Origin of the sequence: Acinetobacter lwoffii, from assembly GCF_024129435.1 — a bacterium.
Lineage (GTDB): Bacteria > Pseudomonadota > Gammaproteobacteria > Pseudomonadales > Moraxellaceae > Acinetobacter > Acinetobacter lwoffii_F.
The window spans coordinates 104,930-129,649 of the sequence record NZ_JAMXXN010000006.1; the positions used below are offsets into that span (position 1 = coordinate 104,930).

The following is a 24,720-nucleotide window of genomic DNA, read 5'->3' on the forward strand; positions in this document are numbered from 1 at the left end:
ATGCAACCAGTCACATTCCTTGAGGCACTTCGGTTTGCTCACAGTAAAAAAATCGTGCTGCCTGATGAGTTTTATTCAATGGATCTAAAGACCCGGCAGATGGCAACTACGGTTAGCTTTCTATCGAGTCTTGAGCAGATTGAAACTGTCATTAAGGCGGTGAATAAATCGATTGCCGACGGCGGTACTTTTAAAGATTTTCAGAAGCTCATTGAAGAATCTGAAATCATTCTGCCAAAGCACTATCTGGACAATGTATTCCGTACCAATATCCAAAGTGCTTATGGTCATGGCCGGTGGCAACAACAGCAACGGAACAAGGCCAAGCGACAATATCTGATGTACTCGGCGATCAATGATAGTCGCGTGCGTCCCAGTCATTTGGCTCTGAACCGGATTGTATTGCCGATTGATCACCCGTTCTGGCTAACACATTACCCGCCGCTGGGCTTTCGTTGCCGCTGCACCGTGATTGCCTTAACTGAGAAGCAGGCATTGAAATACGGCATTACACCTGACGATCAGTTGCCTGAGATAGCTAAAGCCTTAGATTGGAGCTCTCATCCATTGCAGTTTGGTGAGCTTGAATCACTGGTGGATAAAAAGATTAGTGCTTCGTCCCTGGATAAAGAGTATTTGCTTGAGCAAAAAGAGATCATTAGAGCGGAATGGACGGCGAGCAAAAAGCTCACCAGTCTATTTGCTCCGATAGATGATAAAACTCGGGACTTATTCGATACGGTGGCCAATACAGTAATACCACTTGATCCAAGCATTCGACCAAGTGCGATTCGCACCTTCTTGGACTATGTGCAGGGAAATGATGCCGCACTGACTGGCTATTTAAACTCTGCTACAGGCTCACTAGCTGATGATGTACTTAAGCGCTGGCTGAGTATCGATATGGCAGCGATTCAAGCTGTAGCAAGTAATACGGCTTCAACCGTGGTGGGTGCTGCAACACTTAATCAAGTAGCGGCTTATCAGGTAGGGCAAAAAGTTCAATTGAATGCGCCGTTGCTGATGGTAGATACAGCTTCAGATATCGCAATTAAGATTGAGAATGCGAAAGGCTTGGGTGTTGATCTGGATATGTTGAATGCAGGCAACGGCGTTTTGATACCAATGGGATTGTCTTTTGAGGTAGTTTCGATTGAAGCGATTGAAGCGATTGAAGCGATTGAAGCGATTGAAGGGCAATTAATTTATACATTAAAAGTTTTGGTGAATTAAATGACAACAAAATTAAGCCTTTCAACCACCCCGGTGCGTGTATCGAATGGAAGTAAAGAGGTACATGTGACCGTTAATAAGGGTTCTAAGCCACGATATGCAATTAGTGTTGCTCAGCCCAATACAAATCAATACCACGTGCTTTTAGAGCCAGTGATGAATATTGGTGAAGGCTATACCGTGTGGATGTGGAAGGGTGATTCTGACCCACTGGAAATCGTTTACTCAGAGAAAATGTAATGATCAAAACACCGCTTAGCACCGTTTTAGGCGGTGCATTTTGGACACCGGGAGCCACTGTGATTGGTGGCAACACCCCAACCTTTGACCAGCAGATTTTGAAACTCTTTGCAAATGGCGAGCAGGGCTTCTATTACGATCCCAATGATCTAACTACGATGTTTCAGGATGCTGCGGGGGTTATTCCTGTGACTGATGTAGGGCAGCCTGTGGGGTTGATGTTGGATAAGAGTAAAGGTTTGGAGTTAGGTGCTGAGTTAATCACTAATGGCACATTTGACACTGGTATTGAAGGTTGGGATAGTTACTCAGCAACGCTTGAGTATAGTGGGTCGCAGTTAAAAGCTACCGCAACAGCCAGTACATCGGGTAGTGTTTCCCAAGCCATATCAACAGTCTCAGGTAAATTCTACGTCATATCTTGTGAGATTACGCCTGACTTATCGAATACGGTAAAAGGATTGGGCAGGCTCAATATTATGAGTGGAGGTGTCAATAGTTATACAGAAGGTGGATTGACAGACGGTGTTAGGAATAAAGTTCAAATAATTGTTAAGGCAAATAGTGCTCTTATGACAATTAACATAGGAATAGCAAAAGTAGGTTTTTGGGGGGGTGTCGGTGCTACTTTATATATTGATAACGTATCTGTCAAAGAACTGACAGGTAACCACGCATACCAAACCACATCGGCAAGCCGCCCTATCCTTCGTAAAAACGATGTAACAGGCGCTAATTATTTAGAATTTGATGGTTCTGACGACTTCTTGCAGACAAATAGTGTTGACTTCACCGCTGTTGATGAGATGACAGTAATTGCCGCTATACGTGGTATTGGTGGTGCGTTGAATAGTATAGTTATTGAGAGTAGTCCATCGGGGTTCGCAACAAACGGTTCATTTGGTGTGAGATACCCAGGTATCATCGGCAATACATTAACATTTACATCAAGAGGGACTGCTTATGCACAAGTAAATGCAGGTTCAAATCTTATTCCTCCACAATCATTGGTGTTAACAGGCTCGGCTAAGATTTCAACAAGTGTGATGTCAATTCGTGCGAACGGTGTAGCTTATTCGGAAACATTAAGTCAGGGCAGTGGTAATTATGGTAACTACCCTTTATACATCGGCAGACGCGCAGGGACTTCACTCCCACTCAACGGGCATCTATACGGCATTATCGGCATAGGTAAACTGATCCCTGAATCGGATGTCAAAAGAATCGAACAAGGCCTTGCTAAGTTCTTGGGGGTAACACTCAATGTTTAATCTATCAGTCGTAAACATCGTCCCCGATGCCCACAAGGGCGCGATCAATCAGATTGCTGAAGCTTATGGCTGTGGGCCTAACAACTTGTCAGTAAAACTACAAGGTGAAGACGGCATTTATTGGGGCTGTCATTCGTGGTGGAAGCCAGAAGATTATGCAGTATTCAGTGATGATGAATTACGACAGCAGGTAGTGCCTACCGAGTTACAACCAGCCCTTGAGTTTCTGTATGAGCGCCTGATGCTTGATGGTGATGCTCGGGAGAATTGGCAGACTGCATTAGCTTTAAATGGGCTTTCTGAAGTTCTGGAAGAAAATCAAACATGACCGCCGAAAGGGCGGTTTTTTATGGAGCATGAAAAATGCCAGATCCAAATGAAGAGCGGCTGAAGTATTTATTTAATGCCTCTGCGATTGAGGTACCCAAAGCCGAAGAAGGGCAAAAACGAAAATTCAAAGGCACTGCTTATGCCGGTGGTCGTGTAGATGGTCACTGGTATTGGGGACGCTCTGGCGTGGTCTTTGATCTTGATGGAATTGAGATTGATAAGCCGACAGCCTTACTTGAAGAACACTTCGGCTCAAGTCGAATTGGTGTCGTTCAAACCGTGGATACAAACGGAAAGATTGATGTATCAGGTGATTTCCTTACAAACGCCAAAGCACAGGAAATTGTCCAGGACTCTGATGACGGTTTCCCGTTCCAGATGTCGATGATGATTGATCCGGGATCGATTGAAGAAGTGTCTCAAGGCAAAACGGTCACTGTAAATGATCAGTCGTTTGAAGGCCCAATCACCATCTTCCGTCAAAACCGTATTCGTGAATTTACGATCTGCTCGACTGGTGCTGATCGCAACACATCAATTAAAGCCTTCTCGGGCAAAGCCAATCCAAACCCAACCAAAGAGGACACAGACGTGACCGAATTAGAAAAAGCACAACAGGCCAAAGAGCAGGCAGAACGTGAGCGTGATGATGCCTTGGCTGAACTTAAGCAGTTCAAAGCACAGAAACGTGCTGATGAAATTACAGCTTTAGAAACTGAGCTGAAAACACAGTTTAGTGCTGAAGATAAAACCGCTTATACCAATATGGATGATTCGGTTTTTACCTTCGCGGCTAAGCAACTTCGTCAGTTCTCGGCAGGTAATACACAACCACCAGCTGCACAACAGCCACAGCCTGCACCAAATGTAAATCCGGCATTTGCTCACCTGTTTAGCCATCAAGCTAATCCGGGACAAGGTGGCCAGTCGAATAATACCGACACTCACAAATTCACTTCTGGTGCACAAGCATTTGCAGAACAAAAGGGGAAATAATTCATGGCTATTCACTATGTACCGCCTATTTCGGTCACTTCAAAACGACTGATCCTGGACAATGAAAAATTACGTCGTGCTAATGCCAAGGTGCCAACCGCTACAGCATTTAAATACGGTGATCTATTAACGCTGTCAGATGCCAATGTGCTGGCCCATGCCACTGATGAAAAAACATGGGATGTGATTTGTGGTCAGGATGTGTCGGCTGCAGAAGCCACAATCAAGGCCGCTGATGGGATCGAAATCCCTGTGTATTACGGTGGCGTCTTCAATGTTGAAGCCGTGTCATTAAACGGAACTTTGCTCACTACTGCGAAATATGATGCAGCGCGTGCCAAGGCAACTAAAAACAAAATCGAACTTTCTAAGGTGTAATTAACATGCCACAGTCTTTTAATCTTGAGGGCACTCCGCTCGAACTTCTTGATGTGGGTGAACTCGCACTGATTCACTCGAATTACCGTCCGATGGATACCTGGCTTTTAGACAAGCTTTTCCCAAATCGCCCGTTATTCAACCGTGATGATGTACCTTTGGCCGAAGTATCTGCCGAACATGATCTGGCACCACTGGTATCACCGCAACAGCCTGGTAAGCCATTTGATACCACGCAATCAGGTGAAGTACGCCATGTTAAACCGGCTTACTACAAGCCAAAGAACCAAGTCACTCCGGCAGAAACTTTTGAAATTGCCTTGCTTGAGCGCTTACGTACTGCAGGTATCATCTCAACTGGTAACCAGCGATTATCTGAGCAAGAGCAAATGATCATTGCCCAGATCTCGGTAATGAAGCGCAACCACGATGCAATTGATAACTCAGTCCTCATGATGGCAATTGATTTACTGAAAAATGGTAAATACGCGCTTCACTCCGATGATTATGAATACAACCTGGTGGATTACCGTCGTGATGCATCTTTAACATTTACGCCGTTAACCAAGTGGAATGAAGTTGGTGCTAAACCAGTAACTGATATCCGCACTATGCTTGAACGTCAATTGGCTGCTGATGGTGGTGAAGCTAAGCTATCTGTTATGTCTGGCTTGGTTTGGGCAGCTCTCTGGAACAATGAAGAGTTTAAGAAAGAGTTCATCACGCCGTATGCCGGTATTTCTGTTCCAGTGAATCCAAGCTTTGGTGTCAAAGAATCTGCGACATTCAAAGGTACTTTTGATGGAATTGAATTCTGGGTGTATGACGCGACCTACCGTAACAAAGGTCAGGTGAAGCGCTTTATTCCTAAGGATTACTTCTCACTGATCTCTGATACTAATGGTTCAGTTGCTCACTGTAAGATTAAAAACATGTTGGCCAACGGCGTTGCTCAGCAATACTTTGATCGTCAGTGGTACTGCGAAGATCCAAGCGGAATCATGCTGATGACTGAATCTGCTCCACTGGTTGTGCCGTCTAATAAGAACGGTGTGGTTGGTGGTACTGGCTTTATCACCCTATAAGGAGCAAGACATGCCGAAGTACACAGCAAAACAATCCATCGGGCATTTTATGCCAGGTGATGAAATCAAAGGGCTTGAAGCTAAACAACTTCAGGCCCTTTTAGCATCTGGGGTTATTGAAGAATATCAGGAGCCGGAAGAGCCAGAAGCAGACAATACCGCTGCACGTTTGGCTGAACTTGAAAAGGCCAATGCTGAACTGACTGCAGTAAATAAAACCTTAGCAGATGACAAAGCCAAAGCTGATCAGGAAATTGCTGAGCTAAAAGCAAAGGTGGCTGATCTTGAAAAGGCCAAGCCTGCTACAAAACCTAAAGCAGATGCCAAGCCTGCAGACGAAACCAAGTAGGTGATCTATGTATGCGACTGAATCAGATTTGGTCGCACGATTTGGCGATGAGATTGAAAATCTGAAAACGATGCTTCCTTCTCAATCATCTGTCCAGGATGCAATTCAGGATGCAACAGAGGAAATTAACGGTCACATCGGCGGTCGTTATCCTTTGCCGCTGCCTAATGTGCCGAGTAATTTAAAGCGTATGACGTGTGATATTGCACGTTATCGCCTTTACTTTCAGCAACCAACCGAAGAGGTTCGACAGCGCTATGAGGATGCAATTTCTTTCCTTAAGCGTGTTGCTGACAACAAAGCACACTTGCAGATCCAATTGCCTGTAACAAACCAGATCGTGGATGACCAACCTAAAGGGCGACCTTCAACGGCGCCAGTCGGTACTTCATATACCGGTGGTGTATTTGGAGATTCTATTCTGGATCAAATGCCCAGCATGAAGTGAGGTGCTTATGGCTTTTGCAATAACCATTCAGGCAGATAGTTCACCTATCGAAGCAATCCTTGCTCGCTTAAACCAGTTCGATGTCGATAAGTCAAAGATGTTTAACGACATTGGCGATGCCATGCTTTATGCGACAAGGAAGCGATTTCAATATCAATATGATGTTGATGGTAACCCGTGGAAAGTTTCATGGCGCGCTCGTTTGCAAGGTGGGGAAACGGGCCGCGATAGAGGTGATTTACTCAATGGTATGAGCTACAACGTTTTGAACAATGGCGTGGAGTGGGGTGCTAATCAAACTTATGCGCATGTTTTTCATTATGGTGCTCATATCACCCCCAAGAACGGTCAATACATTACGTTTGCGGTGGCAGGGCAATATCGAAAAGTAAAAGAGGTGAACATTCCATCCCGTACTTTTCTTGGTATTAATTCGGAAGATGAGGCGAAAGTCTTAGACATTGTCGGGAGTTTTATAGATGAGCACCTTCTTCGCGGTGCGTGATGAGATTGCAGAAAAACTGAAAGAGATTCCAGAATTTCTAAAGATCTATACGCCGTTGAATTCAGTCAGCGTAACAGAGATGTCGCAAGTCACGCCGTCGGCACACGTCAATTTTGTTCGTATAGATAAAAAGGCAAGTGCAGGTCGTGGAAGCATCAACCAGATCGGCCAGCAATGGGCGGTTACGGTGGCATGTCGCAATGCTCAATCTCAAATGACCGATGGACGTGCTGTAAGTGATGAAGCGGGGTTTTTGACTGAGAAGGTGATTCAACTGCTTTCCGGTTGGCAGCCTCAAGCATCACGTACGGCGCTGGAATTTATCTCAGTTCGGGATGGCTATAGTCCAGGCTTTGCATATATCACGATTATCTTTGAATCACAAAAATTCATTTAGGAGCCAGTCATGGCAAAACAATACAAGGCAACTCAGCCTGTCGGTCGCTTTAAAAAAGGCGATGTCGTTGGCGGGTTGGATGACGCACAAATCAAAAAATTACTGGCAGATGGTGTGATTCAGGAACTTCCTGAAGCTAAAGCTGCTCCAGCCAAGAAAACCACAGGGGATGAAAAGTAATGGCTAAAGAATATATCTCGTTGCAGGGTAAATTCTATTTATCCAAGCTAACCAATGGCATTGCTGGCGCTATGCGCCATCTGGGCAACGTGCCTGATTTTGAACTTGAGATTAGTGCAGATGTTATTGAGCATCAAGAGTCAACATCAGGCAATCGCACAACCGACTTTACGATGGTAAATACAACTTCTGTGAATTTCTCTGGAACACTTGAAGAAGTAGACAAAGACAATCTGGAGTACATCGTATCTGGTACCAACTCTGAAGTTACAAGCAAAGCGATTGCTGATGAATCACTAGGTACTGTGGTTGCTGGTCAGGAAATTCAATTAAAGGGTTATAATTTATCAGAAGTGACCTTTAAGGACTCAACCAGCAGCACACCAAAAACACTTACTGATGATCAGTACACCGTAGATGCTAAGTTTGGCACTGTGATTTTTCATGATGTAGCAGACCTCACGATGCCGATCCTAGCCACCTACACAACTGGTGCCGTAACACATACCACTTTGGCAAATAACTTCAATGAAGAATATGAATTGTTCTTTAAAGGGGTGAACACGGCAAATGGTAAGCACATGGCTGTGCGCTTATGGCGAACTAAAAAGTCACCTGAAACCACTTTCCCATTAATTCATGAAGAATTGGGTCAGTATGAAATCTCTGGTCAGGCCTTATCTGATGTGGGTAAAGAAACAGACCCAACACTTGGCTTATATGGCCATATCGTAACGATTCCGGCAGCAACAGCACCGTAACCTTTCGCAGGTACAAAGAACTCCACGGCGCTATGCGTCTTTTTTTGTGCCTGTTTTTAGATGACTTTGAATTGTATTAACTAGTTTCTACAACCCAAAGTCATTTACCACCCTATTGACAGAAAAGTATATTTTTAAAGCGAAGCCGGCCTAACAAGTCGGCTTTTTTAATGCCTGCAATTTGGGCAAACCGCTGGCTAGGTTGATCCCCGAAAGGAAGATGGTCGTTTCGACTATTCATTGCATCTTCTTGCCAGTGTTTCTTTTTTAATGAGTAGTCGGAGCATATCAATGAATGCAATCGTAAAAATTGAAAACCAAACCCCATTTATTGAAGTTGAATTAAATGGAAAGGTGCAGCTTGGAGTAAACGCCCGCGACTTACACAAGATGCTTGAAGTGAAGGCGGAATTCTCTCACTGGATTAAGCGTCGAATTAAGCAGTGTAAATTTGAAGAAAATTATGACTACACCCTTGTCGTCAAAAAAGACGAGCAGGTATCGGGTGCAAAATATTTAAATGAATACATTATCTCGGTAGATATGACTAAGCACCTTGGGATGATGGAGCGCAATGAAAAAGGTCATGAGATTCGCAAATACTATATTGAACAAGAAGAATTAGCGCGTCAGCTTAAAGATGGTCTTCAGTCGCGAATCGGACATATATCAGCACAAGTCGAAATGATTACCCAATCACTTTCTGAGGCTGGTCGATTCTTGTCAGTAAATGGAAAACAAACTAAGCCAGCACTACTAAAAGAATTGGATGAACTGATTAAGGAAGCGCAACCATCCTTAGATTTTGATGAGGATAAAGATAATGACAAATAATGTTCCTGCTTACATTGTGGTGGAGTGCAGACCAAGCACAGAAGAAGATGGTTATGCCGATATTGTTATTCATAACGACACCTACATTTTTGAAAGTGTAGAGCCGGTAGAAAACCTGCGCGCAGCAATGCTAATAACCATTGATATTGAGCGAACCAAGCCAAACCATCGACACATCACACTGCATGCCGAAAGCATCCTGAAACTATGCAAAGGCATACAAGGTGTGACGCAAAGCTAATAATTATCGCCACCTTCGGGTGGCTTTTTCGAGACCCCATCATGAACGATTTTTTCTTAGCAACAAATCGCAGCATCAAAGTGAATGACATCGAAGTGCGTCAGATCCAGATGAAAGACTTTGATACCTGGGCGGTGCATGCTGAAGTATTAAAGAACTTTATCAAAGACCAAAATCATTCAGATGAGATTTTGACAGGGCTATTTAAGGCTCATGGGGTGCAAGTCATTTCGGCCATGGCATGCGTCACTGATCTGAACAGTGAATCACTGGTAGAACTTGCCGCTAATGAGCAAGGGTTTAAAGAGCTACTTAAGGCAGTGCTTCTGATCAACCAGGCTTACTTCAAATACGAAAAGCCAAAACGCGGCATCAAAAAGAAAGATGACTCCACTTGGTTTGATTCATTCCAGTTTTTGGTATCAACGGGCCACCAACATAGCGAAATCATGGAAATGACCTACGGTGCATTCCAGGGCTACGTTAAGGCTGCAAATAAGCTGTATAAGCAGGGAGTCTTCAATAACGCCGTTGCAGCGCGTGTAGCCCAGTCTGATAAGAAAGGTTTTGAGTCATTTAAGAAAGAAATGGTTTCTGATTGATCAAGTAACACCCTAAAGTTATGATGTGGAAATAACTATTTAGGGGGTTAGTGTGAAAAAATTATTATTAGCTTTATGTTTGGTGTCGGGGTTCACGTATGCAGAAAGGACAACTACCAGCATTCGCACTCCATCCGGTGATTTGGTAAGAATTGGGGATAGTCATCAGGCACTTAAAAGTAAACTTGAGCTTGGTAAGCCGAGATTCTACGTCCTGGAAGATGGAAGACTTCACTGTGCAGCTACTGAGTATGTAAAACAGGTAGATTTACAGGAATACACTGTTATTTTATGCCGAGACAGAATTGTGAAAATCTTATGGCGTAATTTGTAATGAAAAATAAATTAATTGCAGCATTCCTTTGGTTTTTTGGGGTGGTCTTTATTATTAGAGGGTTGTCACTGCTTGGCGAGAGCTTTTTAGGCAGTATATTTATGATATTGGCTGGTATTTTGATGTTACCCCCAATTCAGAAAAAGATAACTGAAATAAGTCCATCTATTAAAGGTCTCTGGTTGGGTGTGGGTATATTTTTCTTATTGGGTTTTTCAGGCATGCTCCTTCAAGCTTCAGAAGAAAAAGCTTTAGAAAATGGTACAGCAAGTCCTGAGCTATTGGCGCGTGAAGCAGATCGTAAAGCACATGCTGAAGAGCAAAGAAAATCTACTGCTGAGCGTGAAGCTACAAAAGCAGCTGAGAAAGAACGGCGTGATCAGGAGAGAGAGGCGCGTGATCGTGCTATTGCAATGCAGGTGGATGCTGAAATTGCATTGAAGAACTTCCTGAAAGATCCTGAAAGTGCACAAATACGTAATCAGAACGGTATGTGTGGTGAAGTAAATAGCAAAAACAGTTTTGGTGGTTACACTGGATTCAAACGATTTATAGCAAGTCCTGCGATAGTTGCTATCGATGGGGAGAATATAGAATCTAGTGAGTTTCAAACTGTATGGGAAAAGTTTTGCACATAATGCTTAACATCTAATTTTTATAACCCTGCCCCTGAGCAGGGTTTTTTATTGCGCAAAGTTCAGAGGTTTATATGTCCGGTAAAAACTTAACCTTCAAATTGATCCTGGATGGAGATTCCAAGGGGTTAGTACAGAATGCTAAAAGTGCAGAGAAGGCTTTTAGTGATTTACAGCAGGCAATTAAACAGGGGACAGCCAGCTTTGAGGGTGAGGCTAAAAAGACATCGGATGCTGTTTCTAAAATTGTGCCGAAAGAATCCTTGGAATTAGCTGATAAGCTGAAAGCTACACTAAACAGTGCAACGGAAGCAATCAAAGGTGCAGGGGATGGAGCTAAAGAAACAGCTGATAACTTCAAGGACTTTGGTAGTAAAGCGGAAAAAGCTATCGATCTACTGAAAGCTGACCTGGTGACAGCAAAGCAGGCGCTTCAGGATTTCTCAAAAACGAATGCTTCACCGCATGACATTGATGCTGCTCAGCAAAAAGTAAACCTGTTAGAGAACGAAGTAGAACAGGCAGAGGTAGCGTTTAAGGAATTTGATAGCGCCGTAAATAAAGCCAATGTAGAGCTTAAAGAGACTGGCAGCGCAGCAGATAAGGCCAAGCAAGGATTTGGAACTATTAAAGCAGCCATTGGCACCCTTGCAGCAGGCTTGGCGGGGTTAGGGCTTGGCCTCACTGTTAAAGAGCTATTGCAGACCGCTGACGCTACTCAGCAGATGGGTGAGCGGATCAAGAACGCCACCAGCAGCACAGAAGAATACAACATGGTTCAGGCCAGGCTTTTAGAGCTGGCTAATAAGACCTTCCGGCCACTTGAAGAAGCTCAGGAGGTATATCTAGCTACATCTGGAACCATGAAGTCGTTAGGCTACTCAACAGAGCAAATCCTGACAGTTACAGAGAGTCTATCCCTATCCTTTACCCATAACGCCACCAGAGCAGACCAAGCAGCATCAGCGCAGGACGCATTAGCAAAATCAATGGCTAAAGGCTCGGTGGATGCAGATGCATGGATGTCTATTATCACAGGTGCAGATAATGTCGTTAAGGACATGGCCGAAAGCACCGGACGAACAGAAGAAGAAATTAGACAATTAGGTGCCAGTGGTAAAGTCTCAATCAAAGAATTGACTACGGCGCTCATTGAGTCGAGGGATCGCAACGAGGAGCTGGCCGGATCAATGGCTAACTCTACAGCCGACGCAATGGTGGCCCTGAAGAATAATTTAACGTCTGTCATTGGTGCCATGAATGAAAAGCACCAGGTATCAGCGCGATTATCTGAAGCTATGCTCACACTTGGCGGTGACATGGAATGGCTAACCATTCTGTTTGATGATGCCATTGGTGCAGTGGAGTCTATTGCTGATCGATACTCAGGACTAGGAACAGAAACAGAGGCGTTAAAAGGTGCTTTAGGCTCCCTGTACAGCTTATTTAAAGAGCTTATATCTGGTGCATGGGAGTTAGGGAAGACTGTAGATGACATATTAGGGACCGCATTTAAAACATTTACGTCATTGCTTGGGTCACTCACTGGTAATGCTACTTCAGCCGGAGAACAGGTCAGCTTCCTGACAAGAGTATTGCAGGGCTTATCGATTGTCTTCGGCATGGTTGAAGATGGTGTATCTGGCATTAAGATCGGATTAAGTCTGGTTACTGGTGCTTTTTATGGTTTGGCAGCAGCAGCCAACAGTGTAATGGCAGCGCTCACGTGGGGCGATGTAAGCAAGCAGTTCGCTGATACCGCTGACTTAATGAAAGAGAAGTCCAGACAGTATTATGCTGAAGCAGATAAAGAGGCTATGGAGTTCAACTCCAAATATATCCAGCGCCTCAATGAAGCAGCCAAAACTGAACAGCAAAAGAATCAGGAAAAAGCTGATAACGCCAAAGCCACTTTAGACAAGATCGATGCAGACGAAAGCGCCAGCGCACAGAAGCGGATTAAAGCAGCAGAGGATTACGCACAAGCAGCCATAGCAGCCAATGACGGCGTGTTGTCTAAACAGATCGAAGCAGAGCTGGCAGCAAAAGGTTACGCCGTAGCAATGGACGAAGCTGGTAGCGTCACTGTATCAGCGTTAGACGAAGCAGGGAAAAAGCTCACAGAGGCACAGCAAAAAACCGAAGCGGTTAAGGTAGCAACTGAAAATCTCAGATTGGCGGATCAGGAATACTTAACCTTCCAGAAACAGGCCGCTATTGAACGTGCAGCCTTAGAACAGAAGATACAGCAGGCTAAAGCATCGGGTGATTTAAACGAGCTGAAACAGGCTCAGGACAAGATCAAACAGATCGATGCTAAAGAGCAAGAGCTACAGGCCAATCGTAACCAGAGACAGACTGAGCTACTGGCATTAAATCAGCGTACAGCAACCGGATCAGCAGCAGCTTATACACGAGCTTCAGAATTGGCTCAAAAGTTCGGTATAGACCTGGATAAATCCCTTAATAAGGTATCTGAGCAATTCACCAAGTCAGGGGAAGATATAGACAAGCTTGGTGGTGAACTTGAGGAGCTTGGCATTACAGGGAACCAAGCGGGGGATATCATTTATCAGGCATGGCTGAAATGGTTAAGCGCTGCGGAAAACCAAGCGGAAATTGATGCAGCTAACGCCAAACTGCGCGAGTTTGAGGCGCAAGGGGTATTCTCAACCAAGCAAGTCGAACTCGGCATCATGGCTATCCGTAAAGCTAATGCTGAATTGCCGGATGAATTGGATGAAACAGGCAGAGCCTTTGAGCGCCTCGGTATTAAAACCAAGGAACAATTAAGACTTGCAGCACAACAAGCGGTGATGGACTACAACGCGATTAAAAATAGCGGTCTAGCTACAGCCGAAGGTATCGAGCAGGCACATAAAAAAGCAGCTCAAGCAGTAGCACTGTCTGGTGATGCAGGAGTCATAGCTGCATTTAATGCTGCGGATGCTACACAAAAGCTCAAGGTTCAGATTGATGAAACTGGCAAAGCTTCCGTAGAGGCTGGTGATAAAGCCAACGATTCACTCCACAGCATGCGCCAATCAACGGATCGGGTTCGGGATGGGGTCAAGGGTATCGAGGGTAGCGTTCATTCTGCCACCAGAGCTATAGACGGCGCTAAGTCCTCTACTGAGGAATGGGCGGATGCAGTCAATAAGGCCAAAGGTGAATTTGACAAGGCTATGAAGCAGCAGAGCAAGGCACTCGGCAGTTTGGATAACTATGATTCTTATAACAAGAATGATGTTATCTCTATGCTGAAATCTCAAGGTTATGACGATAAAGATGCCAAAAAGCTGGCTGGAAATATCTGGTCACAAGCCATGGAAGCGGATCGTGATGCCAAGATGGCCAGTTATGGCAATAGCGGTGTAGGTGGTCTGGATACGCTCATGAGACAGATGTATGACGATGCGGCTGCCAAAGGGATTACTACCCAGCACGGAACCAACAAGATCAATGAGCTGCTTCGATCTATCAATGTGGCTTCAACCGGATCTAGTAACCTAAATGACTATGCGCCGTCTATTCCTTCAGCGCCGTCTGTTAGAGATATTGACTCTACTCCAAAGACCACAATTCGGATCGAGGCAGGTAATGGACAATATGTGGATGCTCAGGTTAATGCCGATCAAGTAAATCCATTAACTCAGATCCTCAAACAATTAGGAACACTTAAGGGTTCAACATGAAACTTATTCGCTTAACAACATCAGAAACCGTCCCATTAGAGGACGGTTTTTTATGGCCTGATGAATTCTCATGGAGAGCTATCGAACAGAATCAGGCCTATGCCATGGACGGCACCTTACATATTCAAGAAGGCAAAAAGAAGTCTGGACGGCCTATCACTTTGCAACCAGCAGATCCGCAAATGGGCTGGATCAAGCTAAGTGAACTGCGGACTGTTTTGGAGTGGTCGAAACTGCAGGAAGAAAATTTCAAACTGCAGTTTGAGCAGCCTCATGACAACCGACAATTCACCGTCAAATTTAACCACCAGGATGGGGCTTTAGAGGCTGCACCGGTGAAAGGAATTCCAGCGGTATCACTGGATGATTATTTTAATGTGACCTTGCGCTTTACGGAGTTAGACGATGGCGATTGAAACCAAGGATTTAGTGATCTACAAGTCTGAACGCTTGACTGATAACTCTGATGGCGGTGGTAAGTATTCCGGTGTTGTGGTTCAGGATGGCATCAGTAATAACCTGTTTAATGATGTGTCTGAAATGGATCGAACCATGGGTGATGTATCCATGCGCAAAGTCTTTCCAGCAGTCACCACTGAAGACACCGATTTATTGATGGGTGCAACGGTCTTTGTATCTGAATTGCCGAAAGATCCAAACGTATCAGCACTGCTATTCAGCACAAAGAACTGGACAGATGAGCGTCAGTCGGCTCAGAACCGGGTGGAAAACTACCTAGCCAAAGGCGGGCAGATTGCCGGCACACCACTTGATACACACTGGCAAGGTATGTCATCGCTGCAGGTCGTGATGTGGCCACAGGAGGTTGAGGCATCGGTAGGTGATACCATTGTATTGATTTCTGATGAAGGGAAGGCTTTAGAACGCGAGCAGTATGTTCGTATCACTAAAGTTGATACACGCATTGCCAAGATGGTGATTGATAAAGAGGAAATCGAATACAAGGTTGCTACATATTCCTTAAATGATGCCTTAGAAGTTGATTTTGTCGGGCTTACAGCGCGGCAGTGGTACAACGGTGAAAAATCCAAAACCATCATTCGCGACACCATTGTTGCTGATACCGGTCTGTATTACTCATCTACAGCACTGGCTTCTGATGCCAATGTTGGCGAATTTACCGTAAATGCCAAAAGCATCTTTGCTCAACTCATCCCATCTGCCCAGACTGAAACACCGATCATTGATGTGAACGCTGCGGGTGAAAGCGTGGTGCTTGTGGCAGGTAATGAAGGCACGATCACGGTTAATTACCCGAATATGGTGATTGGTGTCAGTCAGAATCTGTACATCGGTTCAGCAGTGATTCCATCAAGTCTGTCTTTTAGCTTGCAAGGCCAGCAGATTAATGATCAGGGTGGCCTGCTTAAGAACACGCAAGGCACACAAGTTGGCACGATTGATTATCAACGTGGATTAATTCAGTGGACTGCAGCAGCACCAGCTGGAACCATGAGTCTGAATATTGCATTCAAGCCAGCCGCTGCACCGAATCAGTATTATCAGAGCCATGCAATTCCAGTGACTCAAAATAATCAGGGTACTAGCTGGACAGGGGCATTAATTCCAATTCCAGCACCAGGCGCACTTTCGATTTCTTATATGTCACAAGGTAAGTTCTATGAGCTTAAAGATGATGGATCAGGCCAGTTAAAGGCTGCGAGTCCATCTTTTGGTTCGGGCATGATCAACTATGAAACTGGCTCATGGTTATTAACGACTGGGGCGCTACCAGATGTAGACACACCGATCCTGCTGAACTGGGGTACACCGATTGTCACTTTTGTGCGCTCGAATTTAACTGTTGAAAAAGCTGCGTTTGATTTTGATTTAGGACGACCAGGTGTGTTGCCGGGCATAACTATTAACTGGATGCTTGAAGGTGAAGAGAAAACGGCAACCTCTAATGCGCAGGGTAAGTTTACTGGTGATGCTACAGGTGAAATCAACTATGCAACCGGTATTGGCAAGATCATTCCAAACAAGTTGCCTCAAAAAGGAACAGCTTTCTCCGTGATCTATAACTATGGATCCTCACTTGAACAAACCAAGATGGATGTTACGCCTGCAAATCAAAAGCTGACCTTTACCATTGGCACCGGACCAGCAATTCAGCCAAATAGTGTTGAGTTAAAAATTCCACTTCAAAGCAGTGAGGGGATTACAGGGTCTGTAACTCTGACAGATGTGCCGGTGAATGCAACTATGGGTAATCTAGTGAATAGCCGCGGTCAAGTGCAAGGCACCATTATCTATGCCACTGGCGCTGTTGAAGTCACACCAAAAAGTACAGCGAGCAGATTTGTGCAAACCTTTACACCTATGGCTACCTATGCGGCTGCCTAGCGAGGAAATATGTCTTTTTATTCTCCACAAACGTCAGACATTCAAGGTCAGCAGGTTGAATTAAAAGCCCTTAATGCTGTTGATGTTCAAGTGAAATACCGCGATACATCTGGCTCGAACTCAGCAACTCATACCGTAACGGCCAACAAGTTAAAGCTGGATTTATCCTCTGGCTTTGATGAGCAGATTTTGACAGGCTCAGCCCGATTCAAAGTTGGTGCGGACACTTATCTAGATCGCACTGGCTTGCTGTATCGCAATGTAAATCCGGCGAATAACAGCGGGATTCAGTCTGGTGTGATCCAGTATGGTACCGGTATTGTTGAAATCGACTCATGGACCCCAAATGCAGATAACACGATTACTCTGGAATCCTTAACCACTACCACCGACCTGTTGCCGGTCAACAAGATTAGCTTTAGAACCCCAATCATGCCGATCCGGCCACAATCATTAACTGTGGTTTTAGCATCAATTGAATTCGGCCAGCTCACACTAACCGCTGATGAAAATGGGGTGATTGAAACTAGCCGGGCGCATGGTCAGGTCAATTGGGAAAATGGTTTTGTGACGATTTACTTCTACACCAAAACCAAAATCACCGAAGCCAACCGTGCGGATATTGAGGCAAACGACTGGTATGACCCATTACTGGAATATCAGGAAGGCTTAGACGCTTATATCAATGTCCCGGTCTGGGTGGATGCTTCATCAGTGCGTTATAACGCTGTGGCTTACACCTATATTCCACTGGATTCGGAAATCTTGGGATTGTCTGCGACTCGTTTACCGATTGATGGCCGGGTGCCAATCTTCCGTGTTGGTGGCATTGGAATCGTCAGTTCAAGCAAGTCTCAAGAATTACCAAGTGCGATTGCGGGTACTACCTATGATCTAAATGATCAGCGCATTTCATGGGCTGAACTTGAAGACAGCAACGGCAGGAAAGTAGCTTTTGATTTGTACACAGTTGATTATGACTATGGTCGTGTAACTCTGGGTGGTGACTTCTTGCTGGGTAATCTGGTTGCACCACTGACAGTGAAATACCGCTATCAGGATATGGGCCTGATCCGTGATGTACAGATTAATGGTCAGCTGACTTTCACCAAGCCTTTAACCCATAACTATGATGCGGTGGATACCATTGTCGGGTCTGCGCTGGTCATTGGTGATATGCAGGCGCGTTACACACACAAGTTTGTGCAGCAGGCTTGGAATAGTGTCTGGAATGATGAGCCGACTGGTACAGGGATTTCGGCAAATTTCAATGATTCACTCTACCCAATCTTGACCACCAACAAGGGCGCAATTCAGGAACGCTGGGCAATTGTCTTTACAGGTAATGAAACATTCTATTGTGTGGGTGAATACACAGGTCGCTTAACTCTTGCGGGCTCAATAATTGCAGATTATGCACCACTCAATCCAGTCACTAGTGTTCCATATTTCATCATCAAAAAAGAAGGCTGGGGAGCAGGCTGGGCCAATGGTAACGTCCTGCGATTTAATACCGTGGCTGCAAATTTCCCGGTCTGGGTAATTCGTACTGTAAAGCAATCGGAACCAGCGGTACTGTCAGACCAGTTCCAGATCATGCTGCGTGGCGATATTGACCGCGTTGTTTAAAATTTAAATCGAATATGACCGCTTTATGCGGTCTTTTTTATGGGTGAATAAAAAATGGCAATGAAGCAAACACAAACAAAATTATTTGATTATTCTGATGCTGGTCTCGATTTTAGTTCAGGCTCAATGAATTTATTCCCAGATCGTTTTAAAAAGATACTATCACTTGGTTATAACGTGCAGACAGTATCGAGTGTCGCTGTTGCAGGCAATCAGGTTACGTTTACTTATGGCGGTGCGCATGGTTACGCTCAAGATCGTGTTTTAAAAATTGATGCGGGCGTACTCGCATCGATTAATAACGGTGAATTTTGGGTAGACTCCGTCACCACTAATACGGTGACATTTACGCTTGATGATGCACCATCGGCTATAGCGGCTGGATTTTCCACAAAAGTTGCACCGCTTGGTTGGGATTTGGTTTATGAAGCCGCACCAATTTATATTTATAAGTTTAAGGCATTAGATGAATCTGACCTGTTCTTACGTTTATGCTTTCAGGTCACTACTGGTGATCGAAACTGTATTGCGGTATGTATTGGTAAATCTGCTGATCTTATTGCGGGCATAATTACAGATCCAAGCTCTATTGAGTCTACACGAAGCATCAAATCACTTCGGTCTGTATGTCCAAAATGGGAATTCTCGCCATCAGGCAGTTCATCAAATATCAATTACACCTATGAGCAAGGCTTTTCTAACTATGGTCGGGGTATGATCGTGGGTTCTAAATACCATGTTGCGATCATGGGAAATCGATATAACCAAGCTGACCAAAAATACTTTAATGCAATTTTGCCTGCCTCAATAATCCAGACCGATGCTGATCTACAGTATCCGATGTTGTGGTGCTATAACTCATCAGCAAGCAACTCGTCTGTTGCTTTTTCAGATGCCAATATATTTGTCGGTTATCTTGGTAAAACAAGAGTGCTTTGCAATCAGCGGGATAGGAACTATATGTTTTATTATTATGTTGTGAGCAATCAATTACCTTCGCATATTGAAAATTTTAATACAATCCCGGCTGAGCCAATTCAGATTTTTGAATACGAATCTTGGCAGCCGATAGGGTACATCTCGGCTCCGGTGTGGTTTTTAAATTACACAACATCTGGCAAAAAACCCGCGATTGAAAGTGCAGTCAACCCTATTGCTGTAGCTGATACCTTAGATAATTTAATGATACGTCACATACCTTGGGCACTTACTTCGTCTATTGTTCATGCAACTTATTTGGTTGCTGGGGTGGAGGAGGTCAAAATTGTCTAACATTAAAGTCATGCGACGATTTTTTGGCGGTTATCAGCCGAATCCCGAACGCTTGCAAGAATTAGGCTATGTCACTGCTTTACCATTGCGCTTGCTTAGTTTTGCAGTATCTGCTGATCAAGGTAGCGGTCGGATTAGAGGTGAAACGAAAGAATTGGGTGCCAATTACTCACCGGTACCTGTTTGTGTATTCCGCCGAGACAATCGGCAATTACTCTGGGAAACCAAGTCAAAAGCCGACGGCTCTTACTTGTTCCGCAATATTGCGGTAGGGCTTGAGTGCTTTGTGGTGGCTTTTGACCCAAACAACCAATACAACGCTGTTATTCAGGATAAGGTAATTGCCAAATGAGTAAAACATCAGTCAATGCTCGGCTTGCCATGATTCAAGCCTTCGCCAATTTTATGGATAGCGGCAGTCAAAGTGCTACCGTTATTTTTTATGATGGTGTACAGCCTGCCAGTCCTAGTATTGCAGCAGATTCGAATAATGCTTTGGTGACACTCACATTTCCTGAGCCATGTATCAAAGAAACCACTGCTACTTATGTGGAGTTTCATCCGACCGATACAGGCACTGTCATTAAAGCAGGCACTGCAACGTGGGCGCGTATTTATAATGGTGCTGGTGAGGTCGCTGCCGATCTGACAGTAGGTACAGATATTGCGCTGGCTAATACCAATCTAGCACTTGGCGGCACACTGTCAGTCACCTCAATAAAACTCAGACCTTAATTTAAAAAGGTGCTCATGTGGATTTTAAAAATAAGCTCGGCACCGTTGATGCTCACAACCTAAACTTAAACTTTAAGCCTGATAATACTGACAGTCATAACATCATTCTGAATTTTGAGCATCTGGCCGATGGCTCAACCAATCTAAATTTTGGTGATGATGTTACAGCTGTAATCGATACTGTGCTCGATGCTGAATTCTCATTTGAAGTCACCGCAGTGTATGCCGACAGTGGTGCAAATACTGCAGTTATAGATACGGTACTCGACACTGAATTCAGCTTTGAAGTTGTTGCGGTCTTTAAAGAAAATACTAATGTTATTGGTCAGATCGATACGGCTTTAGACACCAGTTTTAGTTTTGAAGTCGAAGCGGTATTTAGTGAAAACCTGTGCACGATTGATACGGTTTTGGATACTGAATTTCAATTTGAGGTTATAGCGGTATTCGATATCAACCATCTGGTGGGTGTGTCTTATGGTTTTGACATGCGATATCAGAAAGCGATAGCAGCCTTGAGCACCACAGAAATCCCATGGGCCAAGCCTATATTAAGAGTCTCAAATGAGGCTCTTTTTTATGAGCAAGGTCTAGTAATTTCGAATCAGGAAAATATTCGGTATGAGCAGGCTGGATCATTAAATCGTGCGGTTAGGTCGCTACATGAGCAAGCCACCGGTTTAAGTTCCGATGCGTATGTAATTTGGGAAGAAGGTGATAAACGCTTTATTCATCAGCGCTACCTGCATGAAGAAACCATCAAGCTGCGCCACAACAGGGAAACGGTTTGGCAAGAAATGATCCGCAGGCGTAAGACTTTTACTTATTCACATGAAGTAGCCCGAGTCTTTGAGCATCGTTTTTCATTTGAGTGGGATAAAAGCCTGGAGATTGTTACCAAGTCAGATTTGCCTTGGGATAAAGCCAAAGCGATCCATTATCGCAAGCATCCGGTTCAGCCTTGGCCAAAGCCGGAAATACCTAAATATGAGGGCACTGGTGATCTAAATTTTATCTGTCTGTGTCATGAGGTTGATTCACACAACGTTGTTTTAAATTTTGGTGCAGATGACTGTATTCCAGCACTGCCGAACAGAAACTGGTGGTATATCGTGAATACATTAACAGCCGAGCGATTAGATACCGGCGAGAAGATTAAGGTGATTGATGGGACTTACAGTACCAGCCGATCACAGTGGTGCTGGACCTACTCAATTACCGTGGCACATACTGAAAAAGAGAAGTTGCAACCAATCAATGGTCAGCCTGTGGTTCTCAAAGTTATGATCAATGGATTTGAGCATCATATTTTGCTTGAAGATCCAGAGGAAACCCGACGCTTTGCCAGTGTTCTTTACACTTATCCGGGTCGAAGCGTTACTGCTTTGAATTCGAGTAAATACGGGCCAACGCGTTCATTTATTCAGGACAATGAGCGCACCTCTGTTCAATTGGTTCAGGCTGAACTGGATCGGGCAAATAGCAGTACCAACTTAGATTGGAGATTGATTGATGAATTGGGTTGGATTGTACCTACTGAAAGCCTGAGTTATGCAGAACTAGCACCGATCGATGCAATAAAGCAGGTTGTTGATGCAGGCGGCGGCTTTATCTATAGCCAGAAAGCAGGTAATACTTTGACCATTTTGCCTCGCTACCAGAAAGGCTACTGGGATGCGATGACAGTTGATGACTACGATATTTTGTTATCTGAAAGCTTGGTTATGCAGCAGAACATCAAACAAAACGATGAATATATTGCTGACTTCAATGCCATCACCGTAGTGAATAGTCGAAGTGGTGAAAGTCTGAAAGTACAGCAGCGTGGTACCTCCGGTGATGTGCCGCTTGAAACAGTTACGGGGCCATTGTTTAACGTGGTATCGGGTGCCAGTTATGGCAAAAATGAGCTGGTCAAAGCCAACATTCAGGAGTTGCACACTTTCTCGGATATTCCGGTGAGTTCGGAAATTGGCGAGATGCTACCAGGTAAATCGATTGCATTTAATGGCCAGTGGTGGGGTGTGATTGATTCAGTTTCAGGCAGTTTCTCACATAACAAGGTTAATGAAACCATTACCGTGGAGCGTATCAGTCGTGAATAATCCTTTATTTGAACTGCGTAAGTTGCTTAATCCGACCCATGCTGAATACATCGGTACCATCACCTCGGTGAAGCATCCAGAGTATCGGGTGCAGATTGATGGTGGTTCTGGTCCAGTGCTATGCACATCTGGTACAACTTATAACCTGGGTGCCAAAGTATTCATCTCAAATCAAGTTATTTTGCGACCTGCGCCAAGTGGGTCCCATTCAGAAATAGAAGTCTAAACTTAACCAAACAACAGCACCTTCGGGTGCTTTTTTATTACCAAAATTTAGGGGGCGCAATGTCAAATGACTATTCATCTGACCCACCAGTAGCAACAGCAGGGCAGCTTCTTGCCATCTCAGACAAGATTAATGATCTTGGAAAAAGTATGGATAAGTTAGCTGAAATGCCCCAGAAGCTTGATCGCATGAATATGCAGTTAGAGCAGCTCAATAAAGAGCATCAGCAGACCCGGAATGACTTAACTCAGACTCGGGACAATCTGCAAGATGATCTGGATCGAGCCAAGTCAAACTTTAAAAGCGAGATTAAGCAGGTCCGAAATGAGATCGATCCGAAGTTTAAAGAGATGGATATGCAGATCAGGGTGCTACATGAAAGCAAAACAAAGATTGATAACACCACAAGCCTTGTACGCTTTGGTGGCATTTTCTTAGCTGGCTTGTTTGTTGTTGCCTGGAATACGCAGACGAGCAAAACAGACACGGTAAACACTCAAGCCATGACCAACAGCCAATCCATCCAAGTTCTTGAAAAACAATCCGACCAACTTTTAAGAACAGTTGAAGAAATCCGCAACAAACTTTATGAACGAAATATGAGAGAGGAAAAATGAAATTCATCCCCGAAAATGTCTGGAAATATTTATCTGTAAAGCTCCCAATTATCGGAGCTTTTTTATTGGGTGTGCTTCCTGTTTTAATTCAAGAGGGCATTAATACACAGCTCATTCCGACTGAATACCATGCTATTTTGCTTTCAGTTGTATTGCCTGCATTGGCGTACATTGGCCGTAAGATTGCACAGCCTAAAGTTAAGGGTAGCCCATAATGAAACACATATTTGATTTCCTGCGAAAGATCAGTGGCGGTAAACTCACCCAGAAGCAGGTTGATGCTGCCGATAAGTTGATTGCAACTGCTTATGATGACCTGAACGATGTGTTGGGTATCGCCACAGATGAAATGCATGTGAGTCCAAGTGGAGTCGATTTGATCTGCAATTTTGAAGGTCTGCGACTGAAAGCCTATGATGATGGCGTAGGTGTATGGACTATTGGTTTCGGCACCACAAAATACCCAAATGGTATTCGTGTCAAAAAAGGGGATACCTGCACACTGGATCAAGCCAAAGCTTATATGCAGAACGATCTGAAATCATTTGAGCAGACTGTAAATAATACGGTCAAAGTTCCACTCAATCAGAATCAGTTTGATGCCTTGGTTTCATTGGCCTATAACATTGGACCTACCGCATTTGAAGAATCTACTTTGGTCAAAAGGCTGAATGAGAAAAATTATAAGGCGGCAGCTGATCAATTTGGCTTATGGGTAAATGCTCGTGGCAAACGCCTGCAAGGTCTGGTGAATCGCAGGAAAATTGAAATGGAGTTATTTTTAAAATGACTCTAAATCTATTATGGCAATATAAACACTGGATCGCAATTGCGGTCTTTTTTGTTTTATGGGTCGGGCAAATTGCCTATACCAACCACTTAAGCGGGAAGCTACGCAAAGCCAGTGAGCAATGCACAGCCAAAATTCAAGAAATTGAACAGAAGCATCTCAAAGCTTTAACTGAAAAACAAAATCAAATTAACCAGATGAGTGCGGATTATGAATCAACAAAATCAAAGCAGCGTATGCAGGTCGAAGCAGTTACACGTGAAGTGCAAAAGATCATTGATCGTCCTGTGTATCTCAACCATTGCTTTGATGATGATGGCCTGCAGCAACTCAACTCACTTATCGCCAGTGGTGCCAGCAAACCTCCTTGAGCCTTGTCCTGATTTGCAAAAACTGGAATCAGGGCAGGGTAAGGTTGCTTTGGTCTGGTCTATCGATGTGGTTGCTAAATATAACGATTGTAAG

At 44.3% G+C, this 24,720-nt stretch carries 30 protein-coding genes; all 30 read left to right on the top strand.

Going from position 1 to position 24,720, the window contains the following annotated elements:
* The 30 genes from NI455_RS05950 (at position 1) to NI455_RS06095 (ending at position 24,626) form a co-directional block, all read left to right on the top strand.
* Positions 1 to 1,233, top strand: coding sequence for a phage head morphogenesis protein (locus NI455_RS05950; protein ID WP_253112982.1), 1,233 nt, complete (start codon positions 1 to 3; stop codon positions 1,231 to 1,233).
* Between the two features lie 66 nt (positions 1,234 to 1,299).
* Entirely contained in the window at positions 1,300 to 1,473 is a 174-nt protein-coding gene (locus NI455_RS05955; RefSeq protein WP_155237173.1) for a hypothetical protein, read from the top strand.
* Positions 1,473 to 2,744 carry a LamG domain-containing protein gene (locus NI455_RS05960; RefSeq protein WP_253112983.1) on the top strand — a complete coding sequence of 424 codons (1,272 nt, stop codon included), beginning with the start codon at positions 1,473 to 1,475 and terminating at the stop codon, positions 2,742 to 2,744. Before NI455_RS05955 ends, NI455_RS05960 begins: the two co-directional genes overlap by 1 nt.
* A gap of 85 nt (positions 2,745 to 2,829) precedes the next feature.
* Positions 2,830 to 3,072 (top strand): hypothetical protein, encoded by a 243-nt coding sequence (locus NI455_RS05965; protein WP_253112985.1) that lies wholly within the window; start codon positions 2,830 to 2,832, stop codon positions 3,070 to 3,072.
* A 35-nt stretch (positions 3,073 to 3,107) separates the two neighbouring features.
* The gene (locus NI455_RS05970; RefSeq protein ID WP_253112987.1) at positions 3,108 to 4,070 is read left to right on the top strand and encodes a hypothetical protein; all 963 of its coding nucleotides are present in this window, start codon (positions 3,108 to 3,110) and stop codon (positions 4,068 to 4,070) included.
* Between the two features lie 3 nt (positions 4,071 to 4,073).
* Entirely contained in the window at positions 4,074 to 4,448 is a 375-nt protein-coding gene (locus NI455_RS05975) for a hypothetical protein (protein WP_253112990.1), read from the top strand.
* Positions 4,449 to 4,453: 5 nt separating this feature from the next.
* The gene (locus NI455_RS05980) at positions 4,454 to 5,533 is read left to right on the top strand and encodes a major capsid protein (protein WP_253112992.1); all 1,080 of its coding nucleotides are present in this window, start codon (positions 4,454 to 4,456) and stop codon (positions 5,531 to 5,533) included.
* Between the two features lie 10 nt (positions 5,534 to 5,543).
* Positions 5,544 to 5,882 carry a hypothetical protein gene (locus NI455_RS05985; protein WP_253112995.1) on the top strand — a complete coding sequence of 113 codons (339 nt, stop codon included), beginning with the start codon at positions 5,544 to 5,546 and terminating at the stop codon, positions 5,880 to 5,882.
* Between the two features lie 7 nt (positions 5,883 to 5,889).
* Entirely contained in the window at positions 5,890 to 6,330 is a 441-nt protein-coding gene (locus NI455_RS05990; protein ID WP_253112998.1) for a gp436 family protein, read from the top strand.
* Positions 6,331 to 6,337: 7 nt separating this feature from the next.
* Positions 6,338 to 6,835: a phage virion morphogenesis protein gene (locus NI455_RS05995; RefSeq protein WP_253113001.1), complete on the top strand. Its 498-nt coding sequence runs from the start codon at positions 6,338 to 6,340 to the stop codon at positions 6,833 to 6,835.
* Positions 6,810 to 7,232, top strand: coding sequence for a phage tail terminator protein (locus tag NI455_RS06000; RefSeq protein ID WP_005171370.1), 423 nt, complete (start codon positions 6,810 to 6,812; stop codon positions 7,230 to 7,232). The genes NI455_RS05995 and NI455_RS06000 overlap by 26 nt, the downstream gene beginning before the upstream one ends.
* Before the next feature lie 9 nt (positions 7,233 to 7,241).
* Positions 7,242 to 7,412 carry a hypothetical protein gene (locus tag NI455_RS06005; RefSeq protein ID WP_253113004.1) on the top strand — a complete coding sequence of 57 codons (171 nt, stop codon included), beginning with the start codon at positions 7,242 to 7,244 and terminating at the stop codon, positions 7,410 to 7,412.
* On the top strand, positions 7,412 to 8,173 hold the full coding sequence (locus NI455_RS06010; RefSeq protein WP_253113009.1) for a phage tail tube protein: 762 nt from the start codon (positions 7,412 to 7,414) through the stop codon (positions 8,171 to 8,173). Before NI455_RS06005 ends, NI455_RS06010 begins: the two co-directional genes overlap by 1 nt.
* Before the next feature lie 291 nt (positions 8,174 to 8,464).
* The gene (locus tag NI455_RS06015; protein ID WP_253113012.1) at positions 8,465 to 9,007 is read left to right on the top strand and encodes an antA/AntB antirepressor family protein; all 543 of its coding nucleotides are present in this window, start codon (positions 8,465 to 8,467) and stop codon (positions 9,005 to 9,007) included.
* Positions 8,997 to 9,248, top strand: a complete 252-nt coding sequence (locus tag NI455_RS06020) for a hypothetical protein (protein WP_253113015.1) — start codon at positions 8,997 to 8,999, stop codon at positions 9,246 to 9,248. Before NI455_RS06015 ends, NI455_RS06020 begins: the two co-directional genes overlap by 11 nt.
* A gap of 41 nt (positions 9,249 to 9,289) precedes the next feature.
* Positions 9,290 to 9,850: an amino acid kinase family protein gene (locus NI455_RS06025; protein WP_253113018.1), complete on the top strand. Its 561-nt coding sequence runs from the start codon at positions 9,290 to 9,292 to the stop codon at positions 9,848 to 9,850.
* A gap of 333 nt (positions 9,851 to 10,183) precedes the next feature.
* A complete protein-coding gene (locus tag NI455_RS06030) occupies positions 10,184 to 10,822 on the top strand; it encodes a DMT family transporter (RefSeq protein ID WP_228733309.1) in 639 nt (212 codons plus the stop codon).
* Between the two features lie 71 nt (positions 10,823 to 10,893).
* Positions 10,894 to 14,514 carry a tape measure protein gene (locus NI455_RS06035; protein WP_253113021.1) on the top strand — a complete coding sequence of 1,207 codons (3,621 nt, stop codon included), beginning with the start codon at positions 10,894 to 10,896 and terminating at the stop codon, positions 14,512 to 14,514.
* Positions 14,511 to 14,930 (top strand): hypothetical protein, encoded by a 420-nt coding sequence (locus NI455_RS06040; protein WP_253113024.1) that lies wholly within the window; start codon positions 14,511 to 14,513, stop codon positions 14,928 to 14,930. Before NI455_RS06035 ends, NI455_RS06040 begins: the two co-directional genes overlap by 4 nt.
* Entirely contained in the window at positions 14,920 to 16,881 is a 1,962-nt protein-coding gene (locus NI455_RS06045) for a hypothetical protein (RefSeq protein ID WP_253113027.1), read from the top strand. Before NI455_RS06040 ends, NI455_RS06045 begins: the two co-directional genes overlap by 11 nt.
* 9 nt (positions 16,882 to 16,890) lie before the next feature.
* On the top strand, positions 16,891 to 18,510 hold the full coding sequence (locus NI455_RS06050; RefSeq protein ID WP_253113030.1) for a hypothetical protein: 1,620 nt from the start codon (positions 16,891 to 16,893) through the stop codon (positions 18,508 to 18,510).
* A 54-nt stretch (positions 18,511 to 18,564) separates the two neighbouring features.
* Positions 18,565 to 19,782, top strand: a complete 1,218-nt coding sequence (locus NI455_RS06055) for a hypothetical protein (RefSeq protein ID WP_253113032.1) — start codon at positions 18,565 to 18,567, stop codon at positions 19,780 to 19,782.
* A gap of 10 nt (positions 19,783 to 19,792) precedes the next feature.
* A complete protein-coding gene (locus NI455_RS06060) occupies positions 19,793 to 20,134 on the top strand; it encodes a carboxypeptidase regulatory-like domain-containing protein (RefSeq protein WP_253113034.1) in 342 nt (113 codons plus the stop codon).
* Positions 20,131 to 20,517: a hypothetical protein gene (locus NI455_RS06065; RefSeq protein WP_253113036.1), complete on the top strand. Its 387-nt coding sequence runs from the start codon at positions 20,131 to 20,133 to the stop codon at positions 20,515 to 20,517. Before NI455_RS06060 ends, NI455_RS06065 begins: the two co-directional genes overlap by 4 nt.
* A 17-nt stretch (positions 20,518 to 20,534) precedes the next feature.
* The gene (locus tag NI455_RS06070; protein WP_253113038.1) at positions 20,535 to 22,622 is read left to right on the top strand and encodes a hypothetical protein; all 2,088 of its coding nucleotides are present in this window, start codon (positions 20,535 to 20,537) and stop codon (positions 22,620 to 22,622) included.
* A complete protein-coding gene (locus tag NI455_RS06075) occupies positions 22,615 to 22,848 on the top strand; it encodes a hypothetical protein (RefSeq protein WP_253113040.1) in 234 nt (77 codons plus the stop codon). The genes NI455_RS06070 and NI455_RS06075 overlap by 8 nt, the downstream gene beginning before the upstream one ends.
* 59 nt (positions 22,849 to 22,907) lie before the next feature.
* Positions 22,908 to 23,465 (top strand): DUF1664 domain-containing protein, encoded by a 558-nt coding sequence (locus NI455_RS06080; RefSeq protein ID WP_253113041.1) that lies wholly within the window; start codon positions 22,908 to 22,910, stop codon positions 23,463 to 23,465.
* Positions 23,462 to 23,680 carry a hypothetical protein gene (locus tag NI455_RS06085; protein WP_063454338.1) on the top strand — a complete coding sequence of 73 codons (219 nt, stop codon included), beginning with the start codon at positions 23,462 to 23,464 and terminating at the stop codon, positions 23,678 to 23,680. The genes NI455_RS06080 and NI455_RS06085 overlap by 4 nt, the downstream gene beginning before the upstream one ends.
* Complete coding sequence (locus NI455_RS06090) at positions 23,680 to 24,255, top strand: lysozyme (protein ID WP_253113043.1); 576 nt, start codon at positions 23,680 to 23,682, stop codon at positions 24,253 to 24,255. Before NI455_RS06085 ends, NI455_RS06090 begins: the two co-directional genes overlap by 1 nt.
* Positions 24,252 to 24,626 (top strand): hypothetical protein, encoded by a 375-nt coding sequence (locus NI455_RS06095; RefSeq protein WP_253113045.1) that lies wholly within the window; start codon positions 24,252 to 24,254, stop codon positions 24,624 to 24,626. The genes NI455_RS06090 and NI455_RS06095 overlap by 4 nt, the downstream gene beginning before the upstream one ends.
* Positions 24,627 to 24,720 lie beyond the last annotated feature (94 nt).

Coding starts and splice junctions, on each gene's coding strand:
- NI455_RS05950 (WP_253112982.1), top strand. CDS start 1: ATGCAACCAGTCACATTCCTTGAGGCACTTCGGTTTGCTCACAGTAAA.
- NI455_RS05960 (WP_253112983.1), top strand. CDS start 1,473: ATGATCAAAACACCGCTTAGCACCGTTTTAGGCGGTGCATTTTGGACA.
- NI455_RS05970 (WP_253112987.1), top strand. CDS start 3,108: ATGCCAGATCCAAATGAAGAGCGGCTGAAGTATTTATTTAATGCCTCT.
- NI455_RS05975 (WP_253112990.1), top strand. CDS start 4,074: ATGGCTATTCACTATGTACCGCCTATTTCGGTCACTTCAAAACGACTG.
- NI455_RS05980 (WP_253112992.1), top strand. CDS start 4,454: ATGCCACAGTCTTTTAATCTTGAGGGCACTCCGCTCGAACTTCTTGAT.
- NI455_RS05985 (WP_253112995.1), top strand. CDS start 5,544: ATGCCGAAGTACACAGCAAAACAATCCATCGGGCATTTTATGCCAGGT.
- NI455_RS05990 (WP_253112998.1), top strand. CDS start 5,890: ATGTATGCGACTGAATCAGATTTGGTCGCACGATTTGGCGATGAGATT.
- NI455_RS05995 (WP_253113001.1), top strand. CDS start 6,338: ATGGCTTTTGCAATAACCATTCAGGCAGATAGTTCACCTATCGAAGCA.
- NI455_RS06000 (WP_005171370.1), top strand. CDS start 6,810: ATGAGCACCTTCTTCGCGGTGCGTGATGAGATTGCAGAAAAACTGAAA.
- NI455_RS06005 (WP_253113004.1), top strand. CDS start 7,242: ATGGCAAAACAATACAAGGCAACTCAGCCTGTCGGTCGCTTTAAAAAA.
- NI455_RS06010 (WP_253113009.1), top strand. CDS start 7,412: ATGGCTAAAGAATATATCTCGTTGCAGGGTAAATTCTATTTATCCAAG.
- NI455_RS06015 (WP_253113012.1), top strand. CDS start 8,465: ATGAATGCAATCGTAAAAATTGAAAACCAAACCCCATTTATTGAAGTT.
- NI455_RS06020 (WP_253113015.1), top strand. CDS start 8,997: ATGACAAATAATGTTCCTGCTTACATTGTGGTGGAGTGCAGACCAAGC.
- NI455_RS06025 (WP_253113018.1), top strand. CDS start 9,290: ATGAACGATTTTTTCTTAGCAACAAATCGCAGCATCAAAGTGAATGAC.
- NI455_RS06030 (WP_228733309.1), top strand. CDS start 10,184: ATGAAAAATAAATTAATTGCAGCATTCCTTTGGTTTTTTGGGGTGGTC.
- NI455_RS06035 (WP_253113021.1), top strand. CDS start 10,894: ATGTCCGGTAAAAACTTAACCTTCAAATTGATCCTGGATGGAGATTCC.
- NI455_RS06040 (WP_253113024.1), top strand. CDS start 14,511: ATGAAACTTATTCGCTTAACAACATCAGAAACCGTCCCATTAGAGGAC.
- NI455_RS06045 (WP_253113027.1), top strand. CDS start 14,920: ATGGCGATTGAAACCAAGGATTTAGTGATCTACAAGTCTGAACGCTTG.
- NI455_RS06050 (WP_253113030.1), top strand. CDS start 16,891: ATGTCTTTTTATTCTCCACAAACGTCAGACATTCAAGGTCAGCAGGTT.
- NI455_RS06055 (WP_253113032.1), top strand. CDS start 18,565: ATGGCAATGAAGCAAACACAAACAAAATTATTTGATTATTCTGATGCT.
- NI455_RS06060 (WP_253113034.1), top strand. CDS start 19,793: ATGCGACGATTTTTTGGCGGTTATCAGCCGAATCCCGAACGCTTGCAA.
- NI455_RS06065 (WP_253113036.1), top strand. CDS start 20,131: ATGAGTAAAACATCAGTCAATGCTCGGCTTGCCATGATTCAAGCCTTC.
- NI455_RS06080 (WP_253113041.1), top strand. CDS start 22,908: ATGTCAAATGACTATTCATCTGACCCACCAGTAGCAACAGCAGGGCAG.
- NI455_RS06085 (WP_063454338.1), top strand. CDS start 23,462: ATGAAATTCATCCCCGAAAATGTCTGGAAATATTTATCTGTAAAGCTC.
- NI455_RS06090 (WP_253113043.1), top strand. CDS start 23,680: ATGAAACACATATTTGATTTCCTGCGAAAGATCAGTGGCGGTAAACTC.
- NI455_RS06095 (WP_253113045.1), top strand. CDS start 24,252: ATGACTCTAAATCTATTATGGCAATATAAACACTGGATCGCAATTGCG.